16 protein-coding genes are annotated in these 17758 nt (G+C 26.5%); 3 read left to right on the top strand and 13 right to left on the bottom strand.

From position 1 onward, the window contains the following. Positions 1–25: 25 nt before the first annotated feature. Both IR152_RS02215 and IR152_RS02210 read right to left on the bottom strand, forming a co-directional pair. Positions 26–589 (bottom strand): hypothetical protein, encoded by a 564-nt coding sequence (locus IR152_RS02215; RefSeq protein WP_227450194.1) that lies wholly within the window; start codon positions 587–589, stop codon positions 26–28. A gap of 154 nt (positions 590–743) precedes the next feature. Next, positions 744–1457, bottom strand: a complete 714-nt coding sequence (locus IR152_RS02210; protein ID WP_227450193.1) for a DUF2140 domain-containing protein — start codon at positions 1455–1457, stop codon at positions 744–746. Between the two features lie 291 nt (positions 1458–1748). On the opposite strand from IR152_RS02210, the gene IR152_RS02205 reads away from it, so the two are divergent. Then, positions 1749–3413 carry a glutamine--tRNA ligase/YqeY domain fusion protein gene (locus IR152_RS02205; protein WP_227450192.1) on the top strand — a complete coding sequence of 555 codons (1665 nt, stop codon included), beginning with the start codon at positions 1749–1751 and terminating at the stop codon, positions 3411–3413. A 106-nt stretch (positions 3414–3519) separates the two neighbouring features. Here IR152_RS02205 and IR152_RS02200 read toward each other — a convergent pair whose 3' ends face one another. From IR152_RS02200 to IR152_RS02185, 4 genes are all read right to left on the bottom strand, one after another. Then, the gene (locus IR152_RS02200) at positions 3520–4419 is read right to left on the bottom strand and encodes a YegS/Rv2252/BmrU family lipid kinase (protein ID WP_227450191.1); all 900 of its coding nucleotides are present in this window, start codon (positions 4417–4419) and stop codon (positions 3520–3522) included. Positions 4420–4445: 26 nt separating this feature from the next. After that, entirely contained in the window at positions 4446–5084 is a 639-nt protein-coding gene (locus IR152_RS02195; protein ID WP_227450190.1) for a lactate utilization protein, read from the bottom strand. Positions 5085–5423: 339 nt separating this feature from the next. After that, positions 5424–6422, bottom strand: a complete 999-nt coding sequence (locus IR152_RS02190) for a DUF4003 domain-containing protein (protein ID WP_227450189.1) — start codon at positions 6420–6422, stop codon at positions 5424–5426. A 97-nt stretch (positions 6423–6519) separates the two neighbouring features. Next, entirely contained in the window at positions 6520–7095 is a 576-nt protein-coding gene (locus IR152_RS02185; protein WP_227450188.1) for a hypothetical protein, read from the bottom strand. Between the two features lie 317 nt (positions 7096–7412). Here IR152_RS02185 and IR152_RS02180 point away from each other — a divergent pair, with 317 nt between their 5' ends. Next, positions 7413–7676 (top strand): hypothetical protein, encoded by a 264-nt coding sequence (locus IR152_RS02180; RefSeq protein WP_227450187.1) that lies wholly within the window; start codon positions 7413–7415, stop codon positions 7674–7676. A 438-nt stretch (positions 7677–8114) separates the two neighbouring features. Here the strand turns inward: IR152_RS02180 and IR152_RS02175 are convergent, their stop codons facing one another. After that, positions 8115–8492, bottom strand: a complete 378-nt coding sequence (locus tag IR152_RS02175) for a BlaI/MecI/CopY family transcriptional regulator (RefSeq protein WP_227450186.1) — start codon at positions 8490–8492, stop codon at positions 8115–8117. A 341-nt stretch (positions 8493–8833) separates the two neighbouring features. Between IR152_RS02175 and IR152_RS02170 the strand changes: the two genes are divergently transcribed. Next, a complete protein-coding gene (locus tag IR152_RS02170; RefSeq protein WP_227450185.1) occupies positions 8834–9946 on the top strand; it encodes a tyrosine-type recombinase/integrase in 1113 nt (370 codons plus the stop codon). Between the two features lie 245 nt (positions 9947–10191). Here IR152_RS02170 and IR152_RS02165 read toward each other — a convergent pair whose 3' ends face one another. The 6 genes from IR152_RS02165 to IR152_RS02140 all read right to left on the bottom strand — a co-directional run bounded on the left by IR152_RS02165 (position 10192) and on the right by IR152_RS02140 (position 17645). Beyond that, a complete protein-coding gene (locus IR152_RS02165) occupies positions 10192–11451 on the bottom strand; it encodes a cytochrome P450 (protein WP_255624333.1) in 1260 nt (419 codons plus the stop codon). A gap of 360 nt (positions 11452–11811) precedes the next feature. After that, entirely contained in the window at positions 11812–13437 is a 1626-nt protein-coding gene (locus IR152_RS02160) for an ABC-F family ATP-binding cassette domain-containing protein (protein ID WP_227450184.1), read from the bottom strand. A gap of 337 nt (positions 13438–13774) precedes the next feature. Next, entirely contained in the window at positions 13775–14794 is a 1020-nt protein-coding gene (locus tag IR152_RS02155; RefSeq protein WP_227450183.1) for a molybdopterin-binding protein, read from the bottom strand. Then, positions 14791–15360, bottom strand: coding sequence for a molybdenum cofactor cytidylyltransferase (gene mocA / locus IR152_RS02150; protein ID WP_227450182.1), 570 nt, complete (start codon positions 15358–15360; stop codon positions 14791–14793). The genes IR152_RS02155 and mocA overlap by 4 nt, the downstream gene beginning before the upstream one ends. A gap of 106 nt (positions 15361–15466) precedes the next feature. Beyond that, a complete protein-coding gene (yqeC, locus tag IR152_RS02145) occupies positions 15467–16186 on the bottom strand; it encodes a selenium cofactor biosynthesis protein YqeC (protein ID WP_227450181.1) in 720 nt (239 codons plus the stop codon). Between the two features lie 181 nt (positions 16187–16367). Next, positions 16368–17645, bottom strand: coding sequence for an RNA-guided endonuclease InsQ/TnpB family protein (locus tag IR152_RS02140; RefSeq protein ID WP_227450180.1), 1278 nt, complete (start codon positions 17643–17645; stop codon positions 16368–16370). Between the last annotated feature and the right edge of the window lie 113 nt (positions 17646–17758).

Genomic DNA, 17758 nt, shown 5'->3' with positions numbered 1-17758 from the left:
ATATGAAAAACTCTAAAATAAGTTTTTAGATGTTTGCGATTTTTGATACATAAGAATGTTGTCTAGAATTATATTCTGATAATAAACCTTCATATTCTAAGGTTAATCCAGATAAATTATAAAAATCATTTGGTGTTACTTCAAATGCTTGTTTATTTAAAATGTCTATCTCACTTTTTTCTAACATATCAGCAACAAAATTTGAACATACATATTTATATTCAGATTGTCTATGAATATTCATTGGCAAATATATTAATGCCATTATATCGTAATAGTAATCTTCTCTAGAATCACTAATTAATTTTATATTTTTATATAGATTTTCATATTGTAAATTATTTACTTCTAATGAATATACCCTACACACAGTGTTTTTTCTTATAGCATATAATCCTTGATTTATATTTTCTTCAACAAACCCTCCAATAAATGGATTCCTTGGATTTAATCTTCCAAAAGAATACATTGGTTTTAGATTTTCATTTAGTGATATTGACACATGTGTATACAATTTTTTACTTATATTCCTTATTAAGTAAGATAATACAGTTCCTGTATATGTTGTTACAATATAGACTTTATTCATCATTTCCCCCCAATCTAGTAATTAGATAATATTATACACTTACAATTTAATGTCATAAAATATTCTAACATAATAAATGTTGTTTTACAAATTTTGATTTTGAAGTGTTTTAACATTATATAAAACATAATAAAAGTATAAATGTTCTATATTTTTAGCCAACAGACGTTTTCTTTAAATTAATCAGATGATTTAGTATATCCTGAACCTTTCCAGAGTCCTTTAAATATCCTAATGCTCCATTTATTTGCGATTTTAAATCTATTTCTACTTCCATATCCAAATCAACATTTCCTTTTTTTATAGATATATTTTTAAGTGTTACTGGATAAAGATAACTTTTTTCTAAGCTAATCTTATTTCCATTAACCTCAAATGGAATTTTTTTATTGTAGTTATTTAATATTTTTTCCAACACTTTATCACTTATCTTGAATTTTCCAAGTTTTACATTTTCAAGACTCACAACTAAATTTTCATCGCTTAAAGTAGGTCTCAATTCAAGTTCATACTGACTATTTACCAAACCAAAAACCTTATATGGTCCTGCTACCTTTATTTTACCATCTTTCATTTCAACAAAATTATTTTCAAGTTCCTTAATGTCATGCTTTTGCATCAATGTATATATTAAATTTTTAAACTCTTCCTCTGAAACAGATACTTTTCCAACCATTCTAAGCGGATTTTTTACTACTTCCATAGAATTTATATATGAGCCTTTTGATAAGTATTCTTCATCTATGATTTTATTATTTTGCGAACTAACATCATATCTCTCTTTTGGTGTCAAGATATATACAACAATACCTGCAAATACTAGAACAATAACAATTAAACTTAATAAAATCTTTGCAACCTTTCCCATAATCGTCTCCTTTACAAATCTGTCAACAGATTTAAAATAAATTTAGATAACTAACTTCACATAATATTCTTAACAATATACATACTATAATACAGTCTTTTAAAGATTAATTCAACCAATCTCATTTTTTGTAAATAAACTGTAAAAACATGTTTTTAGTATAAAAGTTAATATTTTGCATAATACTCTTAATTACACCTTTATTTTTTTCTAATCTTGGATTAAAATTAATATTATGCAATACAGTGTAGTGTTCTGTATTATAATCAAATTAAATAGGAGGTATAAAATATGTCAAATGAAACGAACTCATCTAACTTTATAAAAAACATTATTATAAATGACCTAGAAACAGGAAAACATGACAGTATAATAACTCGTTTTCCACCTGAGCCAAACGGATATTTACATATTGGTCATGCAAAAAGCATATGTCTTAATTTTGGATTAGCTAAGGAGTTTAATGGAAAAGCTAATTTAAGATTTGATGATACAAATCCATTAAAAGAAGATGTTGAATATGTAGAATCCATAAAAGAAGATGTCAAGTGGTTAGGATTTGATTGGAACGAATTAAATTTTGCATCTAACTACTTTGATGAAATGTACAAAAGAGCTTTAATACTAATAAAAAAAGGTAAAGCTTATGTATGTGACTTGACACAAGAAGAAATGAGAGAGTATCGTGGTACTCTAACTGAACCAGGAAAAGAAAGTCCTCACAGAAATAGAACTATTGAAGAAAACCTTGATTTATTTGAAAGAATGAAAAATGGTGAATTTAAAGATGGTGAAAAAACATTAAGAGCTAAAATAGATATGTCTTCTCCAAATATAAACCTTAGGGACCCAATTATATATAGAATATCTCATTCAACACATCACAATACAGGAGATAAATGGTGCATATATCCTATGTATGCTTTTGCTCATCCAATTGAAGATGCAATTGAAGGAATAACTCACTCTATATGTACTTTAGAGTTTGAAGACCAAAGACCTCTTTATGATTGGTTTGTTAAAGAATGTGAAATGGAAAACGTACCTAGACAAATAGAATTTGCTAGACTCAATATAAATAATACTGTCATGAGTAAAAGAAAATTAAAACAACTTGTAGATGAAGGTATTGTTGATGGTTGGGATGACCCTCGTGTTCCTACTATATCCGGAATCAGACGTAGGGGGTATACTGCAGAAGCATTACGCAATTTCTGTAGTGAAATAGGAGTATCAAAAGTTAACTCTACAGTAGATAGTCAAATGCTTGATTATTTCCTAAGAGAAAATTTACAACCAAAGGCTCCTCTTACTATGGGAATTTTAAGACCTTTAAAACTTATTATAACTAATTACCCAGAAGATAAGATTGAAATGCTTGAAATAGAGAATAATGCTAAAGATGAATCTCAAGGAAAGAGATTAGTTCCTTTCTCTAGAGAATTGTATATAGAACAGGATGATTTTATGGAAGAACCTGTTAAGAAATATTTCAGATTTTTCCCAGGAAATGAAGTCCGTTTAAAAGGTGCTTATTTTGTAAAATGTACTGATGTAATTAAGGATGAAAATGGAAATGTAGTTGAAATACATGGTACTTACGACCCTGAAACTAAGAGTGGCTCTGGCTTTACAGGTCGTAAAGTAAAATCTACAATACATTGGGTTGATGCTAAATCAGCTATACCATGTGAGTTCAGATTATTTGAACCATTAATCCTTGATGATATACCTGAAAATGAAGGTAAACATTTCTTAGAACAAATAAATCCTAATTCATTGGAAATATTACAAGGTTTCGTTGAACCTACACAGATAAAAGATGCTAAACCTTTTGATAAATTCCAATTTGTTAGAAATGGATTCTTTAGTATAGACAATAAATATACAACTGATGAAAAATTTGTGTTTAATAGAATAGTTCCTCTAAAAAGCTCTTTTAAACCGACTAAATAATCTTACAATCAAAAAATGAAGACTTAAAATATAAATTACTTCTACTATAAATAACCTTAGTTAGAAGTAATTTTTTATTTTAGTCTTCATCATTTACTTTAAATGATTAACTTTTTTCGCTACAGATTCCCATAACTTCTATTCCATCTTTTATGCATTCTATGCTAAGAGGAAAGTCTGGTCCTTTTTCTCCATCAATATCTGTTATAAGGAAATCTTCACATTCTATATATAGCTTTTTAGTTTTAAAGTATAGTATTTCATTTCCATTATATTGATCTAAATAATCACCTCTAAGCACACTTATCAAAACTGGTATTGATTTTGGTATTGGCATTCCTTTAAAAATAATTACATCTAGATATCCATCATCTATTTCAGCCTTATATGCTAGATTTATATTTCCTGCTGTTTTGCCATTAAAAATCAACATAAGATACATATCTCCATCATAATACATTTCCTCAGAAGATACTTTTATCTTAAATTTCCTCATATACAATGCTTCTTCTATTCCCTTTATATAATAAGAAATTCTTCCAAATGAATTTTTTAAGTCTGTATTTATCCTTTGTGATACATCCGTAAACATACCAGCACTTGCAACATTTATAAAGTACTTATTATTGACTTTCCCTATGTCTATTTTCTTAGGTTTTGAATTTATGATTTCATTTATAGCTTCTTTTATATCAAATGAAATTTGAAGAGCATTTGAAAAATCATTTGCAGTTCCTGTAGGCAAAATTCCAATTGGAGTTCTTATGTCTAATTCTTTCATTGCATTTACTACTAAATCTACAGTACCATCACCACCAGCTATCAATATGTGCTCATAAGAACTATCCACTTCCTTAAATGCATTCTTTAGAGGTTCTTTAATAGTCAATCTATAGGGTATCAATAAATAATTTTGTTCCTGATATAATTCTATAATAGTGTCTAAATTTGATAATATCTTTTTTTCACCTGAATTAGGATTGTATATAAGTTTTACTTTTTTCATTATTTCTCCTTACTCATTTTATTCTTTTAGTATCCAAAATCTTCATTTAAAAAAATCACATGTATTCTTTCTGGTGTTAATTGTCTTTTTATAAGCGTATAACTACAGCATATTCTTCCTGGACTTGAGCAGTCTATACATATACCAGTAGTCTTACATCCAGTATTTGTACTTAATCTTTTACAATTCGCTGGAGCAGCTATTGTTTTTGTTCTTTTTATAGCTTCATCTACATCTTTAACTATTTTATTTACTCCTGCTATAACTATTACTTTATCAGGTCCATATATCATAGCAGCTACTCTATTCCCATTTCCATCTACATTGTAAAGCTCTCCACTCTCTGTTATTGCATTAGTACTTGTAAAATAAGCATCTGCAGAAAATGATTTTCTGTATATTTCTTTCATTTCTTCTGGTTTGATACCTTTTGCATATCTATCAAGAAAATCATATTTTTCTCTTATAAAATCAATCACTCCTGTTTCAAATAAGGTCATAGAACCTCCACATCCTACTAGAGAGCCCTCTTTAACTATTTCTTCAATTTTTTTAAGAAGCTCTTCTTTATTACTTACTAAATACCCTTTCATATTATTGTTTTCTAGAGATTTTATTGTTTTTTCTATTCTTTTTTCATTAAGCCAATTTAAATTTTGATCCATTTTAACTTCCCCCTTATTTTTAATATGTACTTAATTATTTATAAACTTTATTCTCTTTATAAGTTTATTTTAGTACATCTAAAAAAAAATACAATATAAAACTTAAATAGTTTTCCATAATTTTTTCCAAAATAACTCACTCAATCAAAAAAGGAAAGTAGATGTACTATTCTACTTTCCTTATATTGTATGTAGTATTATATATTGCCTAAAATCTATATATTAATTATATGTTTAATGTTATAGAATATCACAGTTAATTTAAATGTAATACTATATTCTTTTTAAACATATAAATTGTATTATTAAATTTAATATATCCAACTTCAATAAATCTTATTAATTTGATGAAGAAGATGCTATAGCTGCACTTGTTGCTGCCATTACACATGCAATTTGAATAGCAACAACAATATTTAAAAATATATTATTAGTTATAGAGCCTATATTATTCTCATTTTGTATCAAATCTGCATAAATTGAAGCTACAATAGCAGAACTAATCATTACTCTATTACTTTTTCCTAAAGACCAATTTCCAAAGCCTTTTTCTTCTTTCAGTTTATTTGAAACATTTTTTATCTTTTCTATTATTTCATCTTCTCTATAATCTAATAATGAAATTGCTCCTATTATTGGATATCCATAATAATTCATTTTACAATCATTTTCTTTAAATGCTTTTTTAAGTTCAATAGTCTTTTTACATTTAAGCATAGTTCTATCATCACTAAACAAAAGAATTTGGGATAATGCTTGTAAATCATTTCCTTTATAAAAACCATTTTCATTTAGAAATTCATAACATTTTTCTATGTGTTCTAAATCTTCGTCTAAATTTTTTGAATTAATTGCAATAAGTGCTATATTACAATAGTCATCACTAGAAGTTATAAATGGATGTTTTTTCCTCATGTAGTCATATATTATTTTCATTTTTGATATACATGTAAGATAATCCATTTTCTCTCTATTTTCATAAACTATTGATGCTGTAAATGGTAAATATGTATCGCCCCAAAACTTTACACTTTTAAGTTCTTTGTATATATCTAAAATCATCTTAAAACTACTTTCTGGATTTGATTCAAATGAAAGTAGTGTTGCCATATAAAACATATTATATCCTCTAAAATTAGAGAATAATCCAGTATTTTTTTTAATAAGCTCTATTCGTTTTTCTACTAGTCTAGGGCTTATTCTCTTGTTCTTAAGGGTAAATACAAGTGCACAACTATGTTGTATCAATCCCATTTGCCAAGAACCTTTAACTTCATTTAATGCTTTGTAATTTTCTATTAATAAGTTTACTTTTCCATTTATAAAGGATTGTTCCATATTGCCCTCCTAGTAATATATCTCATTGTACTAATAGTTTTATATTTATTATATATATGTTAAATACTACAATCAATACATATTACTTCAAAGAACATCATTCTTCAACAATAATGTAGCCTTTTTTGTAATGCCTTCCCATATTATTAACTCTATCATAGTACTCTGATTCACTTTCATTACTCCATTTAGGCACAAATACATCTATCGCATTAGAATTACTAAAATACTTACTAGACCCCCTATCCATAACAGTTTTTAATTTTCCATCTACAATAATCTTAGTTCCAAAACTCAAGTGATTGTTTGCTACAAAACCATCTTCTAAATCATCTCCTGTAGCAGTTATCGCTCCATATCCATTTTCTTGATTAAGGCTTGTGTAATAACTAACTTCAAAAGTTATAGGTACTAACTTTTTTATTTTAATACCTAACTGATTTTGTAGTTTTTCCTGTTGTACTTTTAACTTATACTCATCACTATTTTTATAGTCTTCCATACCTTGATTATACTTGGAGTTAAAGCTTTTACCTGACTTTACTATAGTATCTATATTTACTATAGATTCTTTACAATGCTCTGCATCTATTTTTGTTTCTCCATTTACTAATAACGGAGTTAAACATACACTACATACAACACATGTAATCAATGCTTCTTTAAGCTTCATAAATTCCCCCCTTATTATTTTGATATATTAGCATATTTAATATTATATGTCTACATTTAGATTTAAATACCACACCCATTTGCTTTAAGAAGTTGTCTTATATTTAATTCACCTTAAGCACTTATAAATCCTCTATCTTAGAATCATATAGAATAAAGCTTTTATCATTAAATATATTTTATTAATCTGTTAAGACCTAAAACTGCTTTTATTTAATTTTTCTATTTTTTAGAATTTAAGAATTAAAATTCTATAATTTTAAAACATATTGAATTTATTTTTTTGAGGTGATATAATTTTTTCAAGAGGTGGTTAATATGATAAAAAATACAAAACAAATTACAGTAAAAGTTAATGAAATTTTATTACAAGAAATATCTAAGATGACTAATGATGAAAATAAGGTTTTGACAGATTTAATAAATGAATCAATTGTAAATTATATTCTTGAAAACAAAAAATATAACATTGAAAATAAAGACTTAGAAGAAGTGATTAAATTTTATAAAAAAGAAAATACTGAAAAACCTAAAAGTACAGCAAGAGCTATTGCCGAGGCAAAAACTCACACTTTGTATTAAGCAAATAAAAAAGTTCCTAAAAACTAGGAACTTTTTTATTTTAATAATTATTAATATATCTCAACATTTATCTCAAATTTATAAATATAAACATATTTAATACAATCTATTGTATACTGACCTTACTCTAAAAATAATTAAAACAAAAACAAAATTATGCCTTTTGTATCTAAAATAATTAATTTACATGATTAACATACAAAAATTTTTACTTTTAAATTCGTATACAATGCCAAGTTAGAATAATATTAACCACAAATCTAATATAAACTAAATTCTAATAGGTTTGATTTTATATCAAACTTATTGTGTTAATATTATAATAGTAAGATAAAAATACTAATAAAAAATTACAAATTTTACATAAAACTTTATATTTGATTTATTTGACCAATTATTGTAAAAACTATTTATTTTATGATAATTAATTACACCAAATTATTCATCTTTTTTAATATCTTTAACCCATTTTTCAACAGAATTCAATTCTTTTTCATTTACCCCCTTCTTGAACAAAGATTTCATAAAACTCTCAATAGAACTTCCATGCATATTATCTAAAAAAGTTTTTGTTTCAAAATGTAAATACTCTTCTTCTTCAATAAGAACTGTATAATGTGTATGTCTATCAATCTTTCTCGCACTTAAGAATTGCTTATTTACTAATCTTGATAAAAGTGTTAGTGTTGTAGTTTGCTTCCAATCATATAGTTTTTCCATAGCTTCAATTACATCTTTTGATGCTACAGTAAAATCTGAACTCCAAATAAATTTCATGACTTTTAATTCTGCTGGTGGTATCTTAGTAATAGTCATATGATTTTACACTCCTCTCAAACTTCTACATAATTAAATATTATATTAATAGACTTTTAGAGTCAAAGGTTTTATTTAAAATATCCAATCCAATTTTATTAATATAAAAAACTTATATTTTTAATATAAATCAAACACACAATCTATTAATATAAAAATAAGTATCTTTTATATAAGTATAACAGATTATTAAATTAAAATTCTAATATTTGACGTAATATATACGTTTTTGTAATAAATATATACAATATATTAAAATGAATGTAACTCTATTTCTAAAACTATTTTTAAGTATATATATGTTATAATAAATGTATAAAATTTTGATTGGTGGGTTGTATATGAATGCATTTATTAGAAAAAGAAATAAAAATTATGTTGTTTACCTGGAATTTATAGATGAAGAAACAGGCAAAAGAAAACAAAAAAATATGGGTACTTTTGATAAAAAAAGAGAAGCAAGTAAAAGATTAAATGAGGTAAAAGAAAGCTTATATAAGGAAGGTTTTTTAGTTCCAAATGAAATTACAGTCTCAGAATTTCTATTAGATTTTCTAAATAAATATAGTGAAAATATATCTTTATCTACATACAATAGCTATGTTAGTATTTGTAAGAATTATATTAATCCATCTATTGGGAAATATAAAATACAAGACTTACATCCTATTCACATACAAAATTACATAGATAAACTTTCTTATAAACTAAATCCTCAGTCAATTAAGATTCATATAAATATATTGAAACTTGCAATAAAAAGAGCTTATAGGCTCAAATTAATAAAAGAAAATGTTATGGATAATATAGAGACTCCAAGGTATAAAAAATTTAAAAATGAAATTTATGATAGAGAACAAATGATAAAATTATTAGAATTAGTAAAAAATACAGATATGGAATTACCTATTAATTTGGCCATTGGATTAGGTCTTAGAATTTCAGAAATTTTAGGTCTAACTTGGGATAGTATTGATTTTGAAGAAAATACAATAACAGTAAATAAGATAACTTCACGAATTAATGGTTCTGTGATTCTCAAGGAACCAAAGACAGAAAACTCTATAAGAAAAATATCTGCTCCAAAAGAATTAATGTCTTTATTAAAAGAATATAAAATAAAACAGAATAAAAATTTATTAAAATCTTCTATTAGAAATAATAGTAATTTGTTGTTTTTTAATAAGAAATGTGAACCTATTGCTGAAGACGTTATGAGTAAAAGATTTAAAAGATTTTTAGAAAAGAATGACTTACCTCATATTAGATTTCATGATTTAAGACATTCACATGTTACTTTACTCATAAATTCTAAAGTACCGATAAAGGTTATATCTGAAAGAGTTGGGCACTCAAATATAAATACTACTTTAAATATTTATTCTCATGTACTTAAGGAAATGGATAAAGAAGCTTCTGACAAAATTTCTGAAAGTCTATTTAACACTAATTAACACTATATTTGAATTTAGACTTTTTAATTATTATAATTGCAATCTAAAATTATAATTTTTGAGTACTATGTCTCCAAACTTTATTGCAAGTTGACCCAATGTAGAGGAACAATTTTGATTTGGAGACATTCACTCTTCTATAATTTTTTCTTACTTTTATACTAATACCTTAAAACTATTCTAATTTTACAAACCATAGAATTGCTAGGATAAACTACACTTATTTGCACTATTTAGTTACAATTTTAAATCTTTCTTCTAATATTATTTATTATAAATTTACTTTCAGGAAGCGTAGGTATCCTACTTAGATTATAATTTAGGTTCTGATTTGGTACATCATATTCAATCTTATTTACAAGAAAATCCAAACTAGACTTCATGATTTCGATAGTAATCCCTTCTCCTGGACATCGATGTCCTTTAGCAGGATTTCCTCCACCTTGAGGAATAAAATCAAACAAGTTATCCTTTCTCTCTCTAAAACGCTCTGGCAAAAAATTATCAGGATTATTCCATATTCTAGAGTCATGATTCATACCATAAACATCAAGTAGCACAAGTGTTCCTTCTTTAAATTCACACTTATTCCAGATAAAGTCTTTCTTAACTCTTGCACCTAAAAAAGGTGTAAATGGATAGTAGCGTCTAACCTCCTGTACAAACATTTTAAGTTCATTACTATCTCTAGTTAAGAGCTTCTCCCTACATTCTGGATACTCATGTAGTGCTAAAGCTGAAAATGTAATAAAGGTTGAAATAGCAACAATAGGACGTAGTACATTAATAAGCTCTACTCCAGCCATATGACTATCTAACTGATTTCCATTCAAATCTCTATAAAAAGCCATAGCATGAAGTGCTGTTCCTTCTTCTGCTTTAATCTCGCCTAACCGTACCTTTTCTATGATATCTTTTATCCACTCTTCTGATTTAGTTCTAAATCTTCTTCCTTTCAAGTGCCTAATCCCAACAGCACCAAATGCATCAATCATTGAACTAAATTCTTTTGCTAATTTTTTTGTTTCAGATTCTTTTAACGGAACTCCAGCCCATTGACAGGCTACTCTACATAATATTTCATTTAGTTCATCAAAAATAATAATCTGCTCTTCATTTTCCCAAATTTTAATAGAATTTTTAAGCTTCTCCATTGTAAGTTTAGCAAGTTGATTTTGATGTGATGAAGTCATCAATGACATGAATAAATTCTTTCTATGAATATGAGCTTCTCCATCCATAGACTGAATAGCTCCAACTCCAAATAATGTTTTCTGTACTCTCTTAGGTGTTGCACCATTTCTATAAAAAAGTTCTGAATCATAAAAAATTTTTGCAGACTCTTCTCCAGTCATGCAAATCACTTTTTGTCCAAGTAGATGAGTCTCAAATATATCAGATTGATACTGACTAACTCTGTTTTTAATAAATAAATATCCTTCCTGTAATAAATTAAGAGTATTATCTAAGCCTTCATCATACGGAATTTGTTTCTTAATTGACATACTACTATGCTCTCCTTTTCTTGTTAACTCTAGAGTTAGGTTACTTTAACATAATTATCTCTTCTAAAATACTTTTTTAGAACAATAATTCTACACTATTTTTATTATTATCTATATCATCATATATAATACTTCTACAGTTTAATTTATTTAGTAGACTATGTAATTATATCACTTACTCCTCTTATATTTAATTCTAATAAAAACTCCTCTATTGCATATTTTAATTTCATAAAAAAAGTACCTCCTTGTTATTTTTTATAAGCTAGAAAATCAATATATAACTTTCTAGCTTATATAACATGTAAGATACTTTTAAACGGATTCTATATTAAATTCAAGATTAATAACTAGAGTAATTTATTTATCTTTTCCATACATTTTAGCTAATTGGTCTTGTATTTCCTTACTTTCTAAATACTCATCAAAGTCCATCTTTCTATCCATTATTCCATTTGGAGTTATCTCTATAATTCTATTTGCTATAGTAGATATAAACTCATGGTCATGAGAAGTAAATAAAAGCACTCCTGGGAACTTTTCAAGACCTTTATTAACAGAAGTTATGCTTTCTAGGTCTAGGTGATTAGTAGGGTCATCTAGTACAAGTACATTTGCATTTGAAAGCATCAGCTTACTAAGCATACATCTAACCTTTTCTCCTCCAGATATAACTTGAGCTTCTTTTAACGCTTCTTCACCAGAGAATAGCATTCTACCTAAAAATCCTCTTATAAAACTTTCACTTTTTTCTTCAGAGAACTGTCTAAGCCAGTCAACTAAAGAATATTCTACTCCATCAAAAAACTTGTTATGATTCTTTGGAAGATAATCTTGAGAAGTAGTTACTCCCCATTTATATTCTCCACTGTCTGGTTCAAGCTCTCCCATAACTATGTTGAAAAGTGCAGTAGTAGCTATTTCATCACCCATAAATACTACTTTATCATCTCTATCCAATCTAAATGATACATTATCAAGAACCTTAACTCCATCTATAGTTTTAGTTAAATTGTGTACTTCTAAAACTTCATTCCCAATTTCTCTTGCAGGTGTAAATCCTACATATGGATATCTTCTTCTTGATGGTTGTATATCTTCAACTTCTAATTTCTCTAACTGTTTCTTTCTTGATGTTGCTTGTTTAGCCTTTGAAGCATTAGAACTAAATCTAGCTATAAATTCCTTTAATTGAGCTATCTTTTCTTCAGTCTTTTTATTTTGGTCCTTAGCCAGTTGTAAAGCCAATTGACTTGACTCATACCAGAAATCATAGTTTCCAACATACATTTGTATTTTACCAAAGTCTACATCAACTATATTAGTACATATTTGATTTAGGAAATGTCTATCATGTGATACTATTATAACTATAGATTCTTCTAAATCCATTATAAAATTATTTAACCAGTTTATTGATTTAAAATCCAAATGGTTTGTAGGCTCGTCCATTAATAGTATTTCAGGCTTACCAAAAAGTGATTGTGCTAGCAATACCTTAACCTTTTCTCCACCAACTAATTCTTTCATTTGTTTGTAATGCATATCTTTAGTTATACCAAGACCCATAAGTATTTTCTCAGCGTTAGTTTCTGCATCCCATCCGTCAAGTTCTGCAAATTCACCTTCAAGTTCAGCAGCTTTTATCCCATCTTCTTCGTTAAAATCTTCCTTCATATATAGTACATCTTTTTCTTTCATTATGTTCCAAAGTCTCTCATGCCCTCTTATAACAACGTTTAAAACAGTTTCTTCTTCATATTCAAAGTGGTCCTGTTTTAAAACTGACATTCTTTCTTTATCAGTTATAGATATACTACCTGTATTTGGTTCTATTTCTCCTGATAATATTTTTAAAAAAGTAGATTTTCCCGCACCATTGGCTCCTATTATTCCGTAGCAATTACCTTTAGTGAATTTTAAGTTGACATCTTTAAATAGTTCCTTATCACCAAATCTAAGTCCAACACCTGTAACTTGTAACATTAATATATTTTCCTTTCTTTTTGCTCATAATTTATTTTATCATAAAATTTTGATAACATTTTTATTATCTATTATCACGTAAATAGTATATTTTTTATACTAAAGTTGTGAAATATTTATTAAAATAATACTAAAAATTGTAAATTTATAAAAATTAACAATCTATTATATTATACTTATAAAGAAATCAAATTGCAACTTTATTCATTCTTTTACATATTGAAAATAAATTATTACAACTTCTAAATAAATTATACTTTTCTTAAAATATCATTTGTTTATTTTGTTTCATATTTAAAAAGAGTACTTAATTTGTAAATACTCTTTTTTAATAGATTTATATTTTAGCAAAATTACATGCTGGGTAAGTACATACATCACAGTTCATACAAAGACCACCATGACCGTATTTAGCTATATCATACTTATCAAGTTTTTCATCAATCAAAATTCTAGATAAAACTATATCAAATACTGTAGTTTTATGATACATTGCACACCCCGGTATACCCATAATTGGAACTTCTCCATAATAAGCAAGTAAAAACATAGCTCCTGGTAATATCGGTGACCCATATGTTACTAAATCAGCTCCAGTTTCTTTTATGGCTGTTGGCGTAACATCATCTGGGTCTACACTCATACCACCAGTACAACAGATAAGTTCTGCTCCTTGACTTATAAATTCCTTTATTGCATTTTTTATAATTTCTTTATCATCTGGACATATAGTCTGTCCTATAACTTCACAACCAAAACCTTTCACTTTTTCTTCTATTACTGGTCCAAATTTATCAACAATTCTGCTATAGAATACTTCATTTCCAGTAGTAACAATCCCTACTTTTTTAGGCTTAAAAGGAACTACATTTACTATTTTTCTATTACCAACTACCTTTTTTGCATCTTCTAATTTTTTCTCATCTATAACTAAAGGTATCACTCTTGTTCCAGCTACTTTTAAACCCTTATTTACTATAAAATTATTATGAAGAGTAGCCATCATTATCTCACCAACACAATTCAAATCAAAAAGTGCATCAACATCTATCTTTAAAAGACCATCACATGCTGCTATAAAGTCTATCTTTCCTTCTTTTATTTCACTAAAATCCAAATTTTCTCCAGCAGTTAGTTCTTTTAAAAACAATGCACCTTCATTTTCATGAATCATTCCTTCTGATTTTTCCCATACATACAAATTATCTTTACCAAGAGATAATAAAACTGGAATATCTTCTTCTTTTACTACGTGACCCTTTTTAAATTTTCTTCCTTTAAATTCTCCAGGTATTATTTGAGTTATGTCATGACATAAAACTTGTCCAACAGCATCTATAGTTTTTATTAGCTTCATAATTTACCCCCAATTTTTTCGTAGTCCATTTTTGTATCAATATCAAATAACATTTCTTTAGGAACTTCTACGTACTTTATTTTTGATGAACTTTTTAAAATAGTTTTACCTTTTTCATCTTCTTTAAGTTTTAATAATTCTTCTCTTTTACTATATGGGAATATAACTGGATTTCCACATATATCCTTGTATCTTGGAATTACTATAAAATCTCTATCTAATTTAAAAGTGTTTATAATTTTATCTATATATAAGTTATCAATAAATGGCTGGTCTCCTACAAAGAACATATAACCATCACATTTTGAGCTATTTAAAACTCCCAATTTTATAGATTCACTTTGACCTATATTTGCATTTTTATTATCTATATATTCAAAACCATATTTATTACACAATAACAAAACCTCTTCATATTGACTTACCACTACAACTTGATGAAAATTAGTCTTACTAACTGCTTTAAATACATGTTCTATTATAGAACAGCCTTTATAATCTAATAAAAGCTTATTTGCTCCCATTCTTCTGGCAAAACCTGATGCCATTATCACTGCATTTATCATATATATCATCCTTAGTATTTATAATATATTGATAGTTCTATGATTTTTATAGTATCACTATTGATATTATCTATATATATAATATCATATAAACTATTTTAATACTTCAATATCTTACACAAAATTTTTGTTTTATACTTCCATAAAATATCTCTATTCCGCTTTCATACTTCTTAATATTTTTTATTAATTTTATAGCTAAATTTTTATATTTTTCATTTTCAACTTTATTAATAAATAATACTCTTTTTCCAGAATAATTTTTAAATAATCCATTTGGATTTAATACTATATTTTTTAAGTTTTCTAGACTTACTGTAGAGCTACTAATACTACATGTATCTAAATTTGCTATTTTTTTAAATATATCTACTCTGTGTATATTCTCTTCATTAATATTCATTCCAAATGATGTTATATCTAATATACCTATAGTTTTCGTAGTTTTATGGTATACTATCGGTTCTTTAGCATTCCAACCTTTAAGTTTTTTTCTCTTTGAACCATCTCCCTCTATTAAAGCTAAATCAAATTGGTCTACAATTTCATCCAAAATATAAGAATCAATACCTACTACTTTATTTTCATTATTTATATAGCTACCACAGACTGTTATTCCATGACAAATAGATGGAATAATAGTTCCATCTATTGTCATAATTATATTATCATAATCACTTGGTACATATATTTTAGTTGTTGTTGTAAGGAGAACTTTCAATTTATCTCTATAAAAATCTGCAAAATAGTTTATAAATGAAGTTTTTCCTCCTGCTCCAACTACAGTTATTATTTCATTCTTTTCTATTATATTTGACAGTTCCACACTTTCACCTCTTATAACTAGTTTATAATTTCTTAATTTTTATAGCTAAACCTTTTTAGTAAAAGTGATTTTTGAAATTCCATAAACTTGAAAGTAAATAGATTCTGTTGTAAACAACAAGGCGGATCCAATTCGCCGCTAAGCTGTAAGCTTACGCTATCAGTTTATCTTTTAAATATAATTAAGATATTCTTACTCTTTGTGGTTGCTTTAATATTTGAGGATTATTCTGCAAATTAGATAAATTAACTACTTGTGATTTTTTTAATATATTAAGACTCGCATTTACATCTGCATTTATAACTATTCCAATACTAGATTTGTACTGACCACGTGTTATTCTTTCCCCTTTAAAGTCATATTTTTTCACATTGTCCACATTTATATCAGGTAGAAAATCATCAGCAAAAAAATCAGATTTACTGGTATAGCTTTCTTCTTGCCTAATAAAATTGATATTTTTTATTTTACACAGATATTCTAATTTTCCTTTTATCTCTCCAAATGGAATTCTTATAAAATTTCTATATATTTTCCTCTCCATATTATCACTTTTTTCCAACTTAGCATTATATCCTACAATTAAATTACCAATATTATTTTTTACACAATAATCAATTATGTAAAAACAAGTTTTATTTACATAGTCTTTAACTTGATTATTTCTTTTATTCCAGACCTTAAATTGTTTTCTTGTAATTGCAGTTATATTCTTTTTCAATTTTAAGGCCTCTATCTTATCATTCTGTTTGTTTGCCCACTGATTCACAGATTTGAGCCTTTTTCCATCTATGATAAAACTATCACCTAAATTGGTAACACATGTACATAAGTTTTCTAAACCTAAGTCTATAGCTAGTGCATTTTTTTGATTTGAAACTTCCTCTGATTTCGGTATCTCATAACAATACTGAATTTCAAAGAACCTAGCCTTATGTTTAGGTATTATTCTTATTTCTTTAATTTTTTTCTCTAATATATTTTGGGGAACTTTTATGCTTACTTTTCCATATAATTTTTTAAACGCTGGAGACATGGGTACATTTAGAGTACCATCTCCTTTAATTCTTATTTGACCTATTATTATACTAAAAAAACCATCCTTATCCAAATATTTAGGTGACTTTATCCCTCTAAAATCATATTTTCCTTCTTTTGCTAATTTAATTAACCCAAAAAATGACTTAAATGAACTATCAACCTCTTTTAATATTTGTTGTGCTATATTACTATTGAGAAGCTTATAATTCTCATTTTCTTTACATACATGATAATTGGCTTCATAATTGAGATGTTCTCCTTGATTAAAATAATGCTTTCTGACATTATATGTACCAACATTATATAAGTTCTTAGCTAAGAAGCACATCTCTCGTAGAGCTTGGTATTCTTTTTTAGTTAAGTTTTTTAATTGTTGTCTCTGAGTTCCATAGTGTATATTTTTTATTCTGTTTGGCATGAACTCACCTCCTTTAGAATATACTCTACTAGACATTATATACGGTATTTTTACAAAACACCATATATAATGTCCATTTAATTACTTTATTTTACAAAATAATTTAAAGTTAC

It is taken from the genome of Clostridioides sp. ES-S-0108-01 (assembly GCF_020662285.1).
In the GTDB taxonomy this organism is placed as follows: Bacteria; Bacillota; Clostridia; order Peptostreptococcales; family Peptostreptococcaceae; genus Clostridioides.
The sequence above is the reverse complement of the archived record's forward strand: the minus strand, read 5'-3'. Positions and strand labels throughout refer to the sequence as shown.